Below are 19,935 nucleotides of genomic sequence, written 5' to 3' on the forward strand. Positions count from 1 at the left end.
TGTACTAAATAAAATGGATCGTATGGTAGATATACCCCGGTCTGATATTTTGCTGCTGGACGATCATGCGATGGTAGCTGAAGGCTTTAAAGAGTTGCTTGTAAAGATCTTGCCAAAGCATTCTACTATTCAGATTTTCGTTTCTATAGAAAAAGCTATGCTCAGCCTGGAGCAGCAGAAGTATCATTTTTTAATGGTTGACCTGCTCATGCCGGGACAAAATGCAAAAAATTTTATTAGCTATTGCCGGGGCAAATATCCCCATCTTATCATACTGGTACTTTCAACGGTTATTGATGTTCATAATATAAAAAATTGTTTGGCTTTAGGCGCCAATGGGTATATAAGTAAGGCTGTAACTCATCATGAAATAAAGTTTGCCCTTGAAAATACTTATAAGGGTAACAGGTTTGTGAGCAGCGACTTAAGTAGTAACCTGGCAACCAGCCTTTTAGCGGAAAACACTTCCCGACTCACTCCCAAAGAGCTGGAAATATTATGTTTAATTGCCAAAGGACATAAAACATCTGTAATGGCAGAGATGCTTCATGTAAGCCCCCTTACTATCATGACGCACAAAAGAAACCTGCTGCAGAAACTGAATTTACACTCGGCAACCGAGTTGGTGAAATACGCTTATGATAATTCGCTGGTGTAGTAATGATCACCTTAAAACGTTGAGCCGATGCGCTATAAGAACCACCTGGTAAAAGCCGGCCAACAACTACGGGTAATGCAAATGGCAGGAAGGCATTTGATTTCTATATTTCTTTTCTTTTCTTTTTTGTCCCCCGTTTCTAGTCAATTACCGGCAGCTAAAGAATGGGAGGACCTATTAACGAAACATGAAAAAAAAGAAATTAATGATACTGTTTATCTTAACAGGGCCCAGTTGCTGGTAGAACGCTCCTTTAAGGATTCTGCCCTAAGGGGAAAATTGAGCAACTATAAATCCATAGCCTGGAGTAAGGCTATGTACCGATCTTATCGTATTAAATATTATGCCTTCCTGGCTAATAACGCCACTTTTACCCATAAAGAGGGCGCCGCTATCTATTACCTGCAAAAACTAGAAGAACAAGCAAAAGAAGAAAACTCCTATATCAACTCGTTGAATGAAGCACGGTTATCGATGGCTATTTATGGACGACATAAGAGTGGAAACCAAAGAAGAGCCGCCATTTTTGAGCAGGTATTCCCTTTTATAAAAACACTGCCGAAGCGGATACTTAAAGACAATATACCCGCCCTTACTTATACCAATGCTATGACCATACTGGTAAATGGCGCCAGGTTATATGCTTTTAAAAAAGACGGGGGAAAAGTTGTCGCTATACTCAGTGTTGCCGAAGACCTGGTAAGTAGTTTGCGAAAAAAAAATGTACCGGATAAAGGTAAAATACAGCAGTGCCAATATTTGCTGTACCAGGTAAAATATGTGGCAAGCAACCTCTTAAACCCTGCAGATATTACTAAGAAAATGCTCGATAGCACTTACCTGATGCTGAATGTGACTGACAATAAAATGAATCCTGTTTGGAGAAGCATGGCGGAGATGGAAGTACTGGAAAGCTATCTCTCTTTTTTTACCTTCCACAAGCAAGCAGATAGCGCTCAATATTATTTGACTCTACTTAAGGAAAAAAAGAAAAATCATTCGGTTCCGGGAGATGGAAGTTCTTTTAACCTGCAATATGGAAAACTAAAGGCGCTGGAGGGCAACTATAAGACAGCTTATGAGATTGCAATGCAGGCATATGAAGACAATGACTCTATTATTGGAGAAAAAACGGTTGATATTAATAATAATATGTATGCCCAGCTCGTGGCAGAACAAAAAAGTGAAGCTCTTGCGGTGGCTGAAGCGCAGAAGAGGAACCAGACAATGGCTGGAGTTACTATTGCTGTGATCCTTCTCATCTTTATAGCCGGATTGCTTATTTACATAAAGCGGAAAGAAGCCACTGCTGCAAAAAAAATTGAGGAGCTAAACAAAATTACCCTGGTACAAATAAATGGACTTGAAGCAAAAGCCATAATGATACAACGAAAATTCGGTATGGACCTTCACGATGATATTGCAGGAAGCCTGGTTAATGTTTGTAATTATATACAAACACATAGTATGGATGAAACTGATCCGGTAAATCAAAAACGGCTAAGGGAAATCTGGAATATGACGAATCAGGTATACCAGCATGTACGGCATAAAAGCCATGACTGGTATTCAGAAGGGTTTAAAGAAGAGGAGGCTTCTTTTGTTGAAAGTGTCCGTCAAATAACAGCGTATGCTTTGCCGGATAAAGCCTATGAAAAAGAAATAAGTATTGATGATGCTTCGTTGGAAAGAGTTTCCTACAATGCCAGGATACAGCTACTGTATATTATACAGGAAGCGGTTGCCAATATTCTTAAACACGCCAGGGCCAGCCTCGTTCAGTTATTTATTTATGAAGATGAGAACAACCTGATTATGGAACTAAAAGATAATGGCAAGGGTTTTAATACCAAAACTTTAAAAAGAGGCGTGGGTATGCAGTCTATGCAAAGCCGGGTTGCCGAAATGAATGGTACCCTTGAGGTATTTTCCACTTCAGTTGGTACAAAGCTGGTTGTTTCAATGCCTTTATAAGATATTTTATTTTTGTTGCAACTAAAGTAAACAGAAGCTTTTAGGCTTTTTTTGAATGGCGACATGATTTGTTGAACTAACCTAAAAGTTTTATTTGCCGCATATTTGAATAATTTATAAGCTACTATAAATGTATTAACTTATAAATCATCAATATGGCGTAGTTTTGTCATCAATATGGATCATGCTATTGATATACCGGCCGTGAATATTTTATTGCTTGATGATCATTCTCTTGTATCGGAGGGACTTAAGGCCTTGTTAATGAACATGATTCCGGAAGGTAGCACTGTTGAGACGATTGATACGATTGAGAAAGCCAAAAAAACGCTGCGAGAGCGTCCCTGGCAATTTGTGCTTACTGACCTGATGATGCCCGGGCAGCAGGTTCCGGAATTTATTACTTATATACGCATAACTTATCCCGAAATTATTATTATAATAGTGAGTAGCGTGCTAGATACCAATACCGTGCGTGAATGCCTGGCTTTGGGTGTTCATGGGTATTTAAGCAAGGGGGTAGGGCCCGATGAAATAAAGCTTGCTTTTGAAAATACCTATAAAGGGAGAGTATATATAAGCAGTGACCTGACGGGCCGTTTTGCAAGCAGTCTTTTTTCTTTGGAAAATACCACTTTAACCAAAAAGGAATTAGAAGTATTGCGCCTTTTGGCTGCAGGGCACCCAACGAGGACCGTTGCCGAAATGTTATATATAAGTCCAATAACAGTGATGACGCATAAGCGAAAACTAATGCAGAAATTAAACCTGCACTCGGTAGTGGCATTGGTGAAGTATGCGTATGATAATCACCTTACTTAAAAGTAACGAAGCAGTAGGCTAAACATAGGGCGAGACCGGGGCAGAATAGTGAACTGTGTATTTGAAATAGTGCTGAAAGCCTTACTTAGAAGATAAAATTACAGATACTCAAAGCAACATGCTGATAACAAATACCATTTCGGGTACCCGGAAAGGGTTTCCTTTTAAGTATATATGGATGGCTATACTGTTTTTGCTGTGGGTCGCCAGGGTGGTAGGCCAACCCGGCAATAATGACTGGCAGCAACTGGATAACAGGTATCAATCAGGAGAACTCAACGATACCAGCTATCTGAAAAAAGTGTTGGAATTAGCTGAGCAGTCGTTTAAGGACACGGCGCTGAAAACCCGGATGACCCTTTATAAAACAATTGCCTGGCGTAACAAAGAGTACCAGCCTTTCCGGGTAAAGTACTTTTCCTTACTGAGTACGAATGCAACTTATACACACCGGGAGGGGGCCTCTATGTATTACCTGCAAAAAATAGAAGAAGAGCTGCAAAAAGAGCCGGCTTATATTAATTCTCTAAATGAGCCCAGGTTTTTAATGGCGGTTTATAGCCGCAATGAAAAAGCCAACCGTAAAAAAAGGCAAGAGATATTTCTCAATGTCCTGCCATTTTTACAAAAACTTCCTCAACTCATTATTAAGCAAAAAATACCGGCACCAACCTGTATCAACGCCATGACCATTTTAAATATGGCTTCCCGGCTTTATGCCGGTGTCGGCGATACGACCATGGTAGAAAAGGTTGTTGGTATTTCAGGTCAGTTATGGTCAGCCCTTCAGGAAAAAAGCTTCCTGCCAAGAGGCGAACTCATGCAATGCAACTACCTGTATAAACAGGTGCTGCTTACAAGGGCGCTGTTACTGAATAACAAAGCAGAAGCCCGGCTACTACTGGACGATAGTAATACCCTGCTTACAACCGAAACAGGCATCAGGCCGGCCTGGGCCAGGTCGGCCCGTGTAGCCCTGTTAAAAAAATATGTGGATTTTTTTATAACACAGCAACAGCCCGACAGCGCCAGGCATTATATGCATTTATTGAATCAAAGTCGCGCCGAAGACGCGACGGATAGCGGGAATGCATACCTGGCTTATAATGCCAAAGCATCGGCGTTGGAGGATCATTTTGAGGAAGCCTATCAATATATGTCACAGGCTTACGAAACTAACGATTCAATTATAAGCATAAAAACTGCCGATATTAATAATAACCTGTATGCGCAAATGATGGCGGAGCAAAGAGCGGAGGAAGTACAGGCACTAAAAGACCAGCGCCAAAAAAGAAACATCATTATTTTACTGGCAGCGATTGCAGGCATTATATGTATTGGCTTATTACTGGTAAGAGCGAGACATAATAAAAGACTGGCCAGGCAAAACACTGAACTAAACAGGCTGGCGCAAATAGAAATTGCAGAGCTGGAAGCCAAAGTGAATATCATTCAGCGCAGACTGGGCATGGAATTACATGATGAAGTAAGCAGTGAATTAGCTTATATATGCCATTTGATTGACAAGAAAGTGATAGAAGAAAAAGATCTTGAAAAGAGTAACCAGTTACAGGTAATTGCAGAGCAAACCCGGGAAGTATATAACAAAGCGCGTGATAAAAGCCATCAGTGGTACCAGCAGGGGGTTACCGATGAGCATGTTGCCTTTACACAAAGTGTTCACCGCTTAGCCAATTATGCTCTTCCGGATACTAACTTTAAAAAAGTGATAGAGCTTGATGATGCGGTACTGCAGTATATAGCTCCCGCCACCAGGGTGCATTTATTGCGTATTATACAGGGGGCCATTACCAATATTGTAAAACATGCCCATGCCAGCCAGGTTTCCATATTTATTTATGAAGACAACAGGGAAGTTATTTTACAGATAAAAGACGATGGCATAGGGTTCGATAGCAGCCAGCCGGGACCTAAGGCCGGTATTGGCATTCGCTCTATAAAGGATCGGGTAACTGAAATAAATGGAACTTTTGAAATAATATCCGGTAAGAAAGGTACAGAACTGGTGATTACCCTGCCGCTGAATAAATCCTCCCTACCATTACATCCGGGTAATCTGGCAAACTCTTAAAGGGAATCGTAGTCGTTCTTCACTTTAGAACAGTGAAGAATACATAATTAAAAAAACCGGCAGTTGTAGAAACAACACCGGATGTTTTACATGAGAAAATATGTACGTAATTGAATATTTTCGCCTGCTTCTATTTCACTTATTAAAAAACTAATTTAAAAAATAAAAGAGCGGTATGCCAGCCTGGAAAGACCGGTGGAACCGTACTCTTTATCAAAACAAAAAAATCAGGCAGTAGTCTTTTTGATATGCGTCGGGCATATTAATTACTTCCATTTGTAAGTAGCGAAATACTTTCCGTTCGTCCACTGCAAATAAGAAAATCTAGAAGCGTTTGCGTCAAAAGACCTTAAAGTATCTTTATCTGTCCCCTGGGATATCTCAATATCATTGTCATTATTAACAAGCCGCCAGTCAAAAGTTTCGGTTGGTAACGATGGTAATGTAACTGTTACTTGTCCGCTTGTTTTAAAATGAATCTGGGCTCCCACTAAAGATCTGTCTGTTTCTACATACGCATAATACTCGTTCAGCTCCAGGTTTTCGTACACCGAAAGCGGATAGGTATTTAATGTGTCGTAGGTCCAGGTTTTGGCCATTAAATAATCTCTTTTTGTCTGGCTTACGTTATTTACGTTATCATCCTTATCACAGGAAAATAACAAGACTGCTGCAAAAAATAATAAGGTCATCCAATTTTTCATGTTGTAATTACATTTTTTATTGCCTACTCTGTTAATCGCAGTTTTCGGCTTTCCTGCTTGTTTATCTTGCCCGGTACTAAACATTAACCTGTTATTAATAGCTGTTAAATAGTATGTTTAAATGCCATCAGCTTTTAAAAAGAGAGGGTATACCAGCCTGGAAAGACCGGTGGCCCCTTCTCTGCCTTCTAAACAAACTTTAGGATAAACATTCATGCCTGAAGTATCTTGTAACTAATTTTAGATGATCCTTAAGCACCTAAGCGGGATCGATTGCATCGGCATCCGCCGGTGTAACCCATATAAATATAATTTCCTGAATATTTTATTTGTCTTTGATGATTTGCTGCAACGGCCTTATCTATACCCATTACCGGTGGCAATAAGGTTTTGTACCCGTAAGCAGGATGAATGTAAGCTGGCATTTGTCGTGAATTTTGTACAGCAGCATTGCATCCGCAATTCAGGGAAACTGAATTAATACGGGTGCCATTGGTTTTTGCGACTCCGATTGGACGATTACATATATTATTGAGTCTCGTGCGTAAAATCACTTTCATCCCCTTTTTTAAAGAATACATCTATTTAATAAATGGTTAAAAGGGATATGCAAATATCCTATAGTAAAGGCCTGCCGGCAATACTGCAATAAGACGCTTTTTTTGATGATTTTGCTTAGAATACTAATGGTTTTATAGTAGATTGACTTGGTAGATTCTGTGGTATTTGCATTGCATGTTGATGCCATCATTATTGGTAAGCCTGCGGTAGATAGAAAATTATAAAGTGTTATAGCAAGGCTCGTATGCAGAATAATATTTTATACCGATTTCGCGGCACCCGGAAATCCCTGTTATGGATGTTTTGATAAGGATAGAAAAAAATAGCTGGTATATTCTTTCAAGAATACCAGCTATTAAAAATAAAAGCAGCTATATCACTACTGCTAGGCAAACATAGAGTTGTTAATTCGTTTTAGTAACGCTAATAGCTTTTGAAAACGATTTTGTACCGTCAATATCTATTTGAGCAATACGGAGAAATAGTTTATCGCCTTCGCTGTTTAGTACATCTTTCCCGCTTTTTTGGCACCCGATATTTAGCGAAATCAATATACCCATTAAAATGGCGAGGCCAATCCATTTGCGTTTACCCCTTACCGGTGTAAATAATAATAAACCTGCAATAGCAATGACTGCAATTGCCGGTGTGGTGGTTTGAAAGCGGTAGTTGATTTCAACATCCGAATTGCCGCTAACAGCAGTAGTATTTACGGAACCCAGTGCTACAAAATGAACCCCGTCACCAGATGCCTCTATCTCGAAGCGGCTGTTATTAGTTTCTTTAAGTGTAGACCATAAGATATTCAAGTGGCCTCCTTTCAAAGTGGCGGTAATAGGTCCGAACACTACCGGTAAAGAAGATGTATTACAGGTTGCATTATAGGTATCGCCGGTAATAGTCCATCCCTTTGTACTAATAAGGCTATTACGCGCACTAACTGCAGTAGTTGCGGAATAAATACGCCCGATAGCTCCGAGAACCATATTATTGGGAGTTGAACCTGAGCTGGCCCATCCGGTGAGTGTTGCATCATAATTGATACAATCAAGACCTGAGCGTGTTAGCATTTCATAAAGAGAATAACCGTAACTCCCCCCGGAGAGATTAATACTGCTAAGGTCCCAACTGGCCAGGGATTGGTTAAAGCTTGATGCCATGGCGAACATATAACCCATATTGGTAACTTTCCCGGTGTTCCAGGTATTAAGCGGCTGGTTAAAGCTTGTTGCCTGGTAAAACATGGCATTCATATCAATTACATTCCCGGTATTCCATTGATCAAGAGGCTGGTTAAACGTTGAAGCTTCTTCAAACATTTCTTTCATATAAACAACGTTGGCAGTATTCCATGAATTTAAGGGAAAGTTGAATACGGTAGCCCTTCGAAACATAAATACCATACTGGTAACTTTGGCTGTATTCCACTGATCCAATGGCTGGTTAAACACAGGAGCATCGTGGAATACGCTATTCATATTAGTAACGTTAACCGTATTCCAGCTATTTAAAGGCTGGTTAAATGAATGGGCTCCCTGGAACATTCCTGATATATCTATTGCTTTGCCCATATCCCAGGCATCCAACGGCTGGTTAAAATTAACTGCGTAATTAAACATTGTAGAGAAATACTGTACGTTTGATGTGTTCCAGCTGGCAATAGGTTGATTAAAGGGGGTATGGGAAAACATGGCGGCCATACTGGTTGCACTGCCCGTGTTCCAGTTGGCCAGGGGCTGGTTAAACTGACTGGCAGAAGCGAACATAAATCCAAAATTTTTTACGTTTGATGTGTTCCAGCTTCCCAAAGGCTGATTAAACTGATTAGCGCCCATAAACATCTGGGCCATATCATTAACCAAAGCGGTATTCCAGTTATTAATAGTTGGATTTCCAATCAAAGATTTACAACCGGTAAACATGCCGCTCATATTGGTAACACCACTAAAATCAGGGATATCAGTGGCCGTAATATCCATATTGACACAGTTAAAAAATGCAGTCCGCATATCCGCATTCCATTTACTGGTTCCCCATTGCTCTACTGTTATCAGCTTTTCAGCATCTGTTGTTGATGGATTGGTAATAGTATTGAAATCCATTAGTATGTTAGGCGCAACAGGCATCATTTTAATCCGGTAAAGCCCAGCGGCCGGAAAAGTAAGGGTTATATTACCACTGCCGGTTGTGGTACCGTTTATGGAGGGGTTTGTAGTGTGCTCCCAATAAATGGTATAGGCTCCGGCTGGCCCGGGTACAGTAACCTGGTTAGTGGCGGATGCTCCCGGGTTATCTGTTTTCCAAACTGTTATAAATTCCTGTGCATTTACAAATGGTGTGATGGCCAAAGCCACAATAAAAAAACATATTTTCCTTGTAATCTTTAGTTGGGTTCCGGTTGTATTTTGATTCCCGGATTTGATGAATAACCTCATTTTTCTTTTTTTAGTAATAAGAAATATTGTTTATGAGGTTTAAAAGGGATACGCAAATATCCTGGAGAAAAAGTCAATAAGCAATACTATAATACGTTGTTTTTTTATGATGTATTTCGTATAGAATACTACCTATTTAATAGTAGATCATAAATGACAAAACTGCTGTAGCTTTGTAATCGATATGGGAACCATCATTAATATACCAGCCGTAAATATCCTAATAGTCGATGATCACCCTTTGGTATCAGAAGGACTAAAGTCTTTATTGGTTACAATGCTGCCGGAAACCAGTATTATCAATACCGCAGACACTGTTGATAAGGCCAAAAAGGACCTGGAAATACAGAGCTATCAATATGTATTAACCGACCTGATGATGCCCGGGCAAAAAATCCCGCCATTTATTAGCTATATACATTCCCATTACCCGGGTATTATCATTATGATAGTAAGCAGTGTTACTGATATCAATACTGTAAAAGAATGTTTATCGCTGGGCGCCCATGGTTTTTTAAGCAAGGGAGTAGAACCCCACGAGATAAAACTGGCTTTTGAAAATGTATATAAAGGGCGGCTATATATAAGCAGCGATCTTACCGGCAAGTTTGCCAGCGGTGTTCTGGCTACAGATAGTACAGCGCTTACTAAAAAAGAACTGGAAGTATTACGCCTGCTGGCGGCCGGCCATAAAACAAAACTGGTGGCAGAAATGCTTCATATAAGCTCAGTTACGGTAATGACCCATAAGCGCAACCTGATGCAGAAGCTTAATGTACATTCTGCGGTGGAGCTGGTAAAATACGCATACGATAATCATTTAATTTAGGTTTATCGGGGGCGTTTTACAGATGAGTAGCCTAAATATGATCTTTAAAAACAAGCCAATATGTATAAGCCTGACGCCCGATGGCAAATAATAGGTCGGCAGTGGTTTACCTGTTTGTTGTTTATGTCAGCTATTTTCTTGTTTTCCCGTAATAGATTGCTGGCACAGGTTGAAGAAAAAAAATGGGAGGATTTGATCAGTAGCTATAAGGCGGGTTTGTTAAACGATACTGGTTTCTTTGGTGCCGCTCAAAAGCTGGCTGAGCGCTCTTTTAAAGATACTGCCTTAAAAACAAAGCTCACCCTGTATCGGCAGCTAGCCTGGAGTAAAACAGCGTATCATGACTTTCGTTTAAAATATTTTTTGTTGCTGGCCAACAATGCAGTCTTTGCATACCAGGCAGGTGCCGCAATTTATTACCTGGAAATGCACGAAGAAGAACTCAGGAAGAGAACACCTTATGTCAACTCCCTCAACCAACCCAGAATGCTACTCGGTGTATATGGAAGAGGCGATCGGTTCAATTACGAGAGAAGGCAACAGGTTTTTAAAGGAGTACTTCCTTTTTTGGAACAATTGCCACAGCTTATAGATGTACAGAAAATACCGGATGTTACTTGTATAAATGCTATGACCATTTTGAATCATGCATCCCGCCTTTATGCTGCTGTTGGGGATTCGGGAATGGTAAAGCTTATAGTTAACATGTCCGGCAATATCTGGACAAAGCTTAAGGAAAGAGGTGAGTTAGAAAAAGGAAGACAGATACAATGCTTTTATTTATACCAACAGATTTTGTATACGAATGCCCTGCTCCAACAAAATATGGGCGTTGCTAAAAAGCTCCTGGATAGTAGTTATACGCTTTTAAAACAGCAGGCAACAGTTAATCAGCTATGGGTCAGGTCGACCGAGCGGGTATTATTAAAGAAGTATATCGATTTTTTTATTCAGCAAAAACAACCCGATAGCAGCCGGCATTATTTGAACCTGATTGTTCAAAAAATTGATGAAACTGACCGGGACTATGCAACAATACGGTTCGAATATGATGCTAAATTGTATGCGCTGGAAGGAGACTATCATATGGCTTATCAGGCTTTGCGGGAAGCTTATGAAAAGAATGACTCTATCATTGGGGTAAAAACGGCGGATATCGACAATAACCTGTATGCGCAACTGATGGCCGAACAAAGGGCAGAGGAGGTGGTAAGACTGCAGGAACAGCGGCAGAAAAGAAATGTTACGGTTTTTATAATGACGCTTATAGCAGTAGTGACTATCCTATTTCTGGTTATAAGAATGCGACACAAAGAAAGAATAGCTTCAAAAAAAATTGAAGACCTGAATAAACTTACGCAAATAGAAATTGCAGAACTGGAGGCCAAAGCAAATTTGATACAGCGCAAACTGGGAATGGAGTTGCATGACGATGTAACGAGCGAGCTGGCTTATTTATGCCATTTTATAGATAAAAATGCTATAGAAACCGACAATACTGAAAACCGGGAGCGGTTACAAGTCATAGCATCTCAGGCCAGGATGGTGTATCAAAATACGCGTCACAAAAGCCATTTATGGTATTTGCAGGGGGCTACTGATGAGCAGCTGGCGTTTTCGCAAAGCATTCATAAAATAGTTGATCAAGCTCTCCCTGAAACATCCTTTAGTACCACGGTAGAAATTGATGAAACTATATTTAAGCAGGTGGGTCACCCCGTTAAAATTCACTTATTGAGGATCATCCAGGCATCTATTGCCAATATATTAAAGCATGCGCAGGCTAACCAGGTAAAGATATCCCTGTATGAAGATGAAGGCTCTGTGATATTGGAGATCAGCGATAATGGTAAGGGTTTTGATCTTAAACAATCAAGGGTTGAGGGCCTGGGACTAGGTATACAGTCTATCAGGGAACGTGTAGCGCAATTAAATGGACAAATAGATATCATGACTGGAAAAAAAGGCACAGAGCTGGTAGTGACTTTACCACTGAATCAGGAATAACATCAATTCTATGAACGATGACGCCGGCCTGCTTATCAAATATGCTCATATTTCTGTGCGCAACAAACTTAATCCTCTGATAATTTTACGCATATGTATATAGCTGGTAACAAGTAAAAAAAGCAGTTGTTTATTACTTTAAGAGCCTGTTTAAAAATAAAATGTAAAAAGGAATACGGGTTTTGTTAAAAAGTCGGTAACATATTTTCTTTGAATTACTTAATGTTAAAGACATAAACAACTTTCGGAAACGGAAAGACCATTCGGGTCTATAAGGGCTTTCCTGCCGGTATTTATCGATTCCAGAAGCAAAAATGTTTTATGAGCCAGGTGTTGACCTGCGCTGCTGAAAGCATGCATGGTGTGAGCTGTAGCATTTTTTTATTTTTTCCGAATGAATGCTACAAAATAGCAAACTTCCTTGTAGCATTTTCAGCCTGCTACAAAAGGAAATGCTACAGACTAATGGAGCCCGTATGCCGAGATGATTTTGCCCGTTCAAAATACTAGTGGGATCTTCTGCAGAAATGGTCAAATTATCTGCTATAAGGATTTTAATAAAACATTTTTAAACATGCTTTTAGTAGATTAAAGAATATCCGGCATCCCTCATAGATGACGCCGGATATAGGAAGGATAAGGATTAAGAAATTTTGTTGATTTTTATTGGGTCTGGCAGATTAAATAAAAGAGCGGGTTATACCAGCCTGGAAAGGCCGGACTTCCCCTGTTCTTTACCAAAAGAAAACATTAACCAGGTAAAAACATCTTTGAAATTATTCTTTCTGCAACGTGTTAAGCACTATCATTATTTCCTTTTATAAGTAATGAAATATTGATTGTCGATCCATTGCACATAAGTAAAATCACCGGTATTTGCAGTAAAAGATTGAAGCGTGTTTTTGTCTGCGCCCCGGGATATTTCAGTATCATTGTTGATAAGCACCTGATCTTTAAAAGGCCCGGATAGTTTTAGAATAGCTCTTGGTACCATCTTTATTCACCTGTACTATTCTTACTAACGGCTTATCTCCGCCAGGTGTGCTTATTACATCTTGCTTTGAGCAGGAGTAGGTAGCAACAGTTAGCAGTAGTGCCAGGGTTACTGTCATCCATTTACGAGACTTTCTTCTTTGGGATAACATTGGTATTGTAAGAAACAAAGCTGCAAATACTCCGGCTGCAAAAGTGGAGGCAGTAATAGTGTGTGTGAAACTATATCCCAGGATTGAATCAGAATTTCCGTTTGCGGCCTTTGAAGAAACAGATTCTCCGATCTTATAAAAATTATTTCCGTTAGAAGAAACTTCTACATCGAAATGATCATTATTAACCTCCGAAAGCGTAGACCATTGAACATATAATTGATTGCCTGATACACTAGCCTCAACTGTTTCAAAAGCTACAGGAAGCGCACAAGCATTAAAGCGGATTTCGGCAGTATCTTTACGTATGGTAGGTACAAACTGGCATTGACCATCAATGGTGGTTACTACACTGTAATCAGTGGTATTTACAGTAGCAGGGGCCATATAAGTATTTGCCGTAGCGCCCGGAATTGCAATGCCGTTCAGGTACCATTGGTAGGCAAGATTACCTGACACGAGATTAGTGATGCCGGCTGTGAGCGTTTTTGCAGTGCCACATGTAACAGATGTTGTACTTATATTTGTTACAGGCTTAAAAGGAACGCGTCTTAATTCCATTACACGCATCATTTCTCCCGAAAAGCCAAGTGAAGCAACGGACGTATATTTTAGTTCCAGGTTATTATATGGCAGATTATTAGGTGGTGTAAAATATCCTGATTGCGTACCCCCTATATTTAAAAACCAGCTGCCGAGGCTGCTGCCTATATTGATGCTCCAGACCTGGGTTGTACCGTTGAAAGCGGTTATGGTAACATTACCAAGAATATTTGCATCTATCGCACTGGATGACAGCCGCATCACAGCATAAACATCTCCTGTATGGGTCGTTGGTTCTGTAATATTTAGCTTCCAGCTCATACCAATTCCACCTCCAATCCCTTTATAAAATACCGCGGCAGAATTGTCTGCAACGTTTCCGTCAATAGCAAGGTTGGGGTCCTGAACTGCAGAGCCTAAGGAGATCCCGATTCCATTTGAAAACTGACCCGCACTAACTGTAGGTACGTCGCACGCCGGCGCCATCTGGGGTTGTGCTGTCAGGCGGTTGGTTGAAATAATAAGAAAGAATACTAAAAAAAGTGGTAATTTTTTTTGCGAAACCGCATGTTTTAATTTCATGAAATTTTAAATTATTGCCTTACAGCATTTTAGTTAAACGAACATCTGCAACAATGCAGAGGTCCTGTTAGAATAATAGTTTGAACTAAGAAGGAACACTAACCTGTACAGGCCGATGATCCGCGTTTTATGTTCTAAACAAAAAACTGACCTATGAACACGTAATAATGAATGTGTCACTCATAATTTCTCTTAATAGGATTTGATCCTATCCTTGGCGGATAACTGTGGTCAGGATAAGGTAAAGATGGAGCGTCAGATATCTGCCTATTCTCATTCTCAACCGCACTTTTCAACTGACTTCGGCAGATGTTCAATAATAAAATCCTCTGTCTGCATATTGAACTATCACTTTAGTAGTAGTCGAATCCGATCGGTAATCAGTTATTGTTCCTTGTTTATTTAGTAGCTTCACTATTGCCCCTTTTAATTAGTTTATATAGATTTAATTACCGGTGTAAAGGGAATGCAAATGTCACCTAGTTAAGGTCAGTACACAATCCCGTTGTTGAAGTGTTTTTTTTACATTAATACTTAGAAAACTACCTTATTTAAGGTAAATCGCAAACCTGTTGCGGCTTTGCCGCTATACGTTGTTGCTGCCAGCAAAAGAAATACATCATTTACATTGGTGCCAATCGGGACGCTCAACACTAAAAAATGAGAAGTTTCCAACGGCCTTGTTAGCTTCCCCAAATCTTGTTTGATAAGAATGCTGAGATTGATGAGACGAGACTAAAAGCAAATACTTCGATCGACTCAAATCATTTGTTACGGATCATTCAGCGATAATGACAGATACTTTGATGCTAAGCTACCAATAGGCTATGGGCTGGGTATGCAGTCCATCATGGAAGGGGGTAGCGGAGTTGAATGGACAGATGGAAATCACTCCTGATACAAAAGGAACGGAACTGGTAGTAGCTTTACCCTTGCATCAGCAATAATACGAGCCTTATACGTGATGTCCCTGTCAGACTTGTTATTGACGGAATTTATATTTATATACCCGTCCGGTTACTTCTGCAATAATTTTATGCATATATATATAGCCAATAACAGGTAAAAACAAATGTAGCACCACATAATTAGTTGTAAACACATAAGCAGGTTTTGGATAAGCTCCCTCGGCTATACGATGATGAAAAGGAAATGCAAAATTCTTTGATTTTTAAAGCCCGTCAATCCGGTAGATAAGCTATTTTTTTTATACTTATTTGAGGTGTCTACGCGACCCATGTTAGATAACTTTACCAACAGTATAAGTAGTGGTTCTGATATACAGGCTGCGGTACATTAGTTGGTGCCTTGGCCTCCGGGCAGACAACAGACATAAACCTGTTTCAAAATCTCAAAAATGTGAACTAATAGGGGGTATTCCGGCTCCTATAATGAGAGACGTAATTGCCCTTTGGGTATTGTAGGATGACAATAGCTGCGTCCAGGCCTCTATCTTATCATTAATTTTATACCAACATAAACGACTACCAGTATATAAAAAAACAGGTATAACAGCAATAGAATTTCTATCAACATGAGCTGAGTTTTTAATTATTAGGAGCAGGGCATTTTTTGCCCTTAGATATGTTTTGGTTAAAAAATCCTAAGCAGGTAGATACTTGCCGGGAGATTTTGCATGAGCATTTCCTTATATAGATCCAGGGCCAATACGCGGGCATTGGATTGTACAGGGCATCCTCATGCTGAGACGATTATAAGTTTTGATTCGAGCAAAAAGAGCGGGTTATACCAGCCTGGAAAAGCCGGTGGCTCCCGCTCTGCTTCTAAACAAGATGTTTAAGTATTGTTTGCAATGTTTATCAGTTCTTCGTAACACCAATGGTTTTCGAATAGCTCCTGGTACCATCTTTGTCTATCTGAACAATTCTTATAAATATTTTATCGTTTGTATTGCCAATGGCGTCTGCATTGCTCTTATTGCATGACATGTTCAGTAAGGTGAAAATGATTGCAGCAATGCCTGTAGCCAGCCATTTTTTCCTTTTAAATGCCGGCAATAAAGCCAGTAACCCAATAGCAGCAAAAGCTTTCAATGCGGAAGCCGCGGCCTGGAACTGGTAGCTAATCTCGATATCCGAATCACCGTTTTTAGCTTTGGTATCGACTGTACCCATCTTTACAAAGTTTTTACCATCAGTAGAAGCCTCTATTTCAAACCGGCTGTTACTGATTTCCTTAAGCGTAGACCAGGAGACTTGTAAGTCGTTATTTTTTAATGTCGCTGTTATAGGACCCCAGAGTACCGGTAAAGTAGTAGTTTTAATAGCAAAATTAACATTGGTAATATTGGTGCTGGTTGCATCCACATTGAGCTGAATGCTGGTACCGTTTATATTGCCGTCGTTACCCGTATTGGGTAGTCCTGTATATTCGCCCGTACTCGTCCAGCCATCCGGCAAAGTACTGCTTACAGGCGTACTGCCCAAAGGCAGGTTGGTTGTAGACAATACAGCGGTATAGGTACCTTCAAAAATAGCCGGTAAAGTATAAGTACCATCTGTAGCTACGGGTGCAGAAGCAACCACTACATTATTGGCATCTACCAGGTTAATGTACATGCCGGCTGGAACGGCATTGGTTACACCGGAGCTGTTGTCTACATTTCCGCCGTTAGGATCATTAAATACATTACCGCTGATATCAACCGGATCCATCATTGACAGGCCAATAGTCATAGCATCGCCACGCAGACTTCCTTCAGGCTCAACACCACCTAATGCAGCCGCCCATTTAATAGTATAGCCTGCGTCGGGGGTTGTAGGTACGCCGGCAGAAGTGGTAACCATACCGGCGTCGCCCTGAATATATATCCTGAATGAAACGGTAGTAATATTATTACCGAGTACTGCAACACTACCCCCGGCACCATACCTTGTTACACCATACAGTATTGATGGCATCGTTGAACTGGTGGCTCCCATTGAATTGGCTCCCAGGTAGGCTGCTGTATCTTTAATAGTATTACCTATTACATCAAACTTACTGCTCCCGGATAATCTTTTTAAGGTGAGGCCGGGGGTAAGCAGGTCTAGTTCGGTTGCATAACCATGAGTATAGTTGTTGCCGGTAGGCCCTGGATAAAAGAAATCACCTCCCATACCGGCAATTTGCAAAACCGGGTTGGTTACCGGCCTGTTAAAGTTAATGGTAAGATCAGCAAATTGAACCCGGGCATTTACCGGGTACAAATTATTGTTAGCTGCGTCTATAAGCGCATCAGCAAAACTTTGCATTTCGATACCGCGGTTGCTGCCAGGCACTATACCGGTTCCCGGCGCACAGGAGTTGCAGGCTGTATAATGTGCTGCCTGCGGGTTTCCTGCATAACTCATAAAGTTATATAAAGGCGCTCCGGCACCAGGGGCGGGTGCAAGATTGGGGTTGGTGGCGGAAGGCAGGTTACTCCCGAATACCACACCCGGAACCGTTGGGTTACCCTCTATAGAACTGAATTGCTGGTTCGACAAAACATAAGTAGCTGTAATAAGCGGATTATGCACCGTAGTATTGTTTACATACAGTGTTACAGTTCGGTTAGCCGTTGACGGCCCATTGCCGACCGGCCCGCCGGCGCCCGGATTTCCCAAAAGCTCAATAGTAGATTGAGCATGGCCGGTATTTGCTAATGCAAATAAAAAAGCTGATAGTAAGATTTTAGTTTTCATTTTTTAAAAAATAGATATGCGTACAGGATGATTGTTAGAAGCGGGGGTATGGCAGTTTTTAATGCCGGGATAATATTGTTTGATCAGAAGATATATGCCGGTTGCCCGGTAGTTGCCTTTTAGTTGTTGCATGTATGCTTTTGTTTACCTTGTTTTACATTCTTTAAGGTCTAAAAGGAGCCACAAAGGTCCACCAATAATCCCGGTGTAGCAATCAGCCGGATAATGTATTTTTTTGATCGGTTTGGTTAGTTTGCTACTACATTTATAGTAGTGTTGAGCTTTCGGCGTTTTGAGATGAGACTATTAGAGGAGATGGAATATAAGGGCTATATGTTGCCATTCATAATGTTATTCTTAATGTTCCTCAATATCTCAATGGTTTGAAAAATAGAAACCATTAAGGAATTAAGAATAGTTAAGTTAGATGATAAGAAAGAAATCAAGCTCTTCGTGTATCTTAATCCTGAATGTTTTAAATACAAAAAAACATTCAGGAGTTAAGGTAACTGTTTGGGAAATTCAAAGCTTTTACTTCCCGGAAAAGGGTGTCGGTGATCCAACCATCTTTGCTTATAATAAGATATTTAAAAGTGGTGTCGCCTCTGGTCGGTATCATTTTCCTGTTATGCTTCAGATCGTACCATTGAGTTATAGAACTTATTGTTACCAAAGTATCTATGTTCAAAAACCTGCTCTGAATTTCAAATCGGAAAATACTTTCTGTCCCCGTTTCCGCAATTCGCTTCCAGGATAATAAACCGTCATTTGCATCCAGGATATAATAATAAAGTACTAAGCCATGTTCCGGTTTTCTCTCATCTCTGATCACTGTAAACTCCCTGGTGGAGTCATTTCTTTCCTGCCAGGAATACAAATAAACAGGAGCTCCGATCGTAGTGTCGAATAATTGATGAGAAGATGTAATGAATCGCCTTGCTTTCAAATCGGCCATCAGCTGGCTATCTATTATAAATTCCCTTTTATTTCTGATACTAAACTTTTGCTGCTCAGACTCGCAGAATGAGTTTATATCACTATTGCAACCTATCAATAAGACGCTGATCATTGCAATCAGTTTCGCATACCGCTTAATCATAGGAGGGGTGATTATGAAAATTATGGCTAATCAGTTGAATTATTTTTGATTCTTATCCTGCCCGTGCTTTTGACAAAAAACTGTAAATAGACAAGTGTAAAAGCGGGCAGGGCCAGGGCCTGGAATAAGAAAACGGCCAGAGAGGGAAGCCCGTGAAGCTGAAGCTCATTAACTCTTACCAACATCTGATGTCCTAATGGCCCGTTAGAAAACAAGATAATATTAACCAGGTTCCATCCCAGGTGCAGTCCAACCGGAAGATAGATGGAACCTGTTTTGGCGAAAGCCAGGGCCAGTACATAGCCCAAAATACCGGTTATCAGGAAAATGACGGCCATTTGACCCGCATTGCCAAAAGCATTGTACGAAAACCAATGATAAATACCAAATGCAATAGCCGAAAACAGGCATGCCTTTTTGAAACCTAGTTTTTGAATAGCTATAAAAAGCAAAGCCCCCCGGAAAATTAGTTCTTCAAATAATACCGACTTCAGTACCCACCAGCAACTAACCAGGAAGCCACCGAAGGTATAGCCTCGGTTATAGTACCAGCTATTGTCAATAAAAAGCGTTCTTAATATATGGTAGGTGCTACAACAAATGATTGACAATAAAATGGCCCAGCCAAGCTGTTTTATTCGCCTGGCAGTTGGTGCAATGCCGAGGGCAGTGATATGTTTCTTTTCGATAAGCCAAAGAAGGCCCCAGGAAATAAGCAGTACGATGATGATTCCAACCATTTTTGAATGGATTTTTAGAAGTATAAAAATAATAAAAACAGTATTCAGTTATGGCCCT

12 protein-coding genes are annotated in these 19,935 nt (G+C 40.4%); 6 read left to right on the top strand and 6 right to left on the bottom strand.

Features of this window, described 5'->3' with window-relative positions:
• Positions 1-22: 22 nt before the first annotated feature.
• The 4 genes from ACLOAU_RS16375 to ACLOAU_RS16390 all read left to right on the top strand — a co-directional run bounded on the left by ACLOAU_RS16375 (position 23) and on the right by ACLOAU_RS16390 (position 5,546).
• Positions 23-658 (top strand): LuxR C-terminal-related transcriptional regulator, encoded by a 636-nt coding sequence (locus ACLOAU_RS16375; protein ID WP_427862978.1) that lies wholly within the window; start codon positions 23-25, stop codon positions 656-658.
• Between the two features lie 27 nt (positions 659-685).
• Positions 686-2,632, top strand: a complete 1,947-nt coding sequence (locus ACLOAU_RS16380; protein WP_427862979.1) for a sensor histidine kinase — start codon at positions 686-688, stop codon at positions 2,630-2,632.
• 177 nt (positions 2,633-2,809) lie between these two features.
• Positions 2,810-3,454 carry a LuxR C-terminal-related transcriptional regulator gene (locus ACLOAU_RS16385; protein WP_427862980.1) on the top strand — a complete coding sequence of 215 codons (645 nt, stop codon included), beginning with the start codon at positions 2,810-2,812 and terminating at the stop codon, positions 3,452-3,454.
• 118 nt (positions 3,455-3,572) lie between these two features.
• Entirely contained in the window at positions 3,573-5,546 is a 1,974-nt protein-coding gene (locus ACLOAU_RS16390; protein WP_427862981.1) for a sensor histidine kinase, read from the top strand.
• A 266-nt stretch (positions 5,547-5,812) separates the two neighbouring features.
• Here the strand turns inward: ACLOAU_RS16390 and ACLOAU_RS16395 are convergent, their stop codons facing one another.
• Positions 5,813-6,250: a hypothetical protein gene (locus ACLOAU_RS16395; protein WP_427862982.1), complete on the bottom strand. Its 438-nt coding sequence runs from the start codon at positions 6,248-6,250 to the stop codon at positions 5,813-5,815.
• Positions 6,251-7,215: 965 nt separating this feature from the next.
• Positions 7,216-9,246 (bottom strand): BspA family leucine-rich repeat surface protein, encoded by a 2,031-nt coding sequence (locus tag ACLOAU_RS16400; protein WP_427862983.1) that lies wholly within the window; start codon positions 9,244-9,246, stop codon positions 7,216-7,218.
• 184 nt (positions 9,247-9,430) lie between these two features.
• On the opposite strand from ACLOAU_RS16400, the gene ACLOAU_RS16405 reads away from it, so the two are divergent.
• Together ACLOAU_RS16405 and ACLOAU_RS16410 are read left to right on the top strand one after the other, a co-directional pair.
• A complete protein-coding gene (locus ACLOAU_RS16405) occupies positions 9,431-10,075 on the top strand; it encodes a LuxR C-terminal-related transcriptional regulator (protein ID WP_427862984.1) in 645 nt (214 codons plus the stop codon).
• 60 nt (positions 10,076-10,135) lie between these two features.
• Positions 10,136-12,082 (top strand): sensor histidine kinase, encoded by a 1,947-nt coding sequence (locus tag ACLOAU_RS16410; protein ID WP_427862985.1) that lies wholly within the window; start codon positions 10,136-10,138, stop codon positions 12,080-12,082.
• A gap of 953 nt (positions 12,083-13,035) precedes the next feature.
• Here ACLOAU_RS16410 and ACLOAU_RS16415 read toward each other — a convergent pair.
• The 4 genes from ACLOAU_RS16415 to ACLOAU_RS16430 all read right to left on the bottom strand — a co-directional run bounded on the left by ACLOAU_RS16415 (position 13,036) and on the right by ACLOAU_RS16430 (position 19,877).
• Entirely contained in the window at positions 13,036-14,352 is a 1,317-nt protein-coding gene (locus ACLOAU_RS16415) for a hypothetical protein (protein ID WP_427862986.1), read from the bottom strand.
• 1,820 nt (positions 14,353-16,172) lie between these two features.
• Positions 16,173-18,038, bottom strand: a complete 1,866-nt coding sequence (locus ACLOAU_RS16420; RefSeq protein WP_427862987.1) for a hypothetical protein — start codon at positions 18,036-18,038, stop codon at positions 16,173-16,175.
• Positions 18,039-18,531: 493 nt separating this feature from the next.
• Positions 18,532-19,137: a hypothetical protein gene (locus ACLOAU_RS16425; protein WP_427862988.1), complete on the bottom strand. Its 606-nt coding sequence runs from the start codon at positions 19,135-19,137 to the stop codon at positions 18,532-18,534.
• 26 nt (positions 19,138-19,163) lie between these two features.
• Complete coding sequence (locus ACLOAU_RS16430; RefSeq protein ID WP_427862989.1) at positions 19,164-19,877, bottom strand: CPBP family intramembrane glutamic endopeptidase; 714 nt, start codon at positions 19,875-19,877, stop codon at positions 19,164-19,166.
• Positions 19,878-19,935 lie beyond the last annotated feature (58 nt).

This window comes from Paraniabella aurantiaca (assembly GCF_050309965.1).
Taxonomy (GTDB): Bacteria; Bacteroidota; Bacteroidia; order Chitinophagales; family Chitinophagaceae; genus Niabella.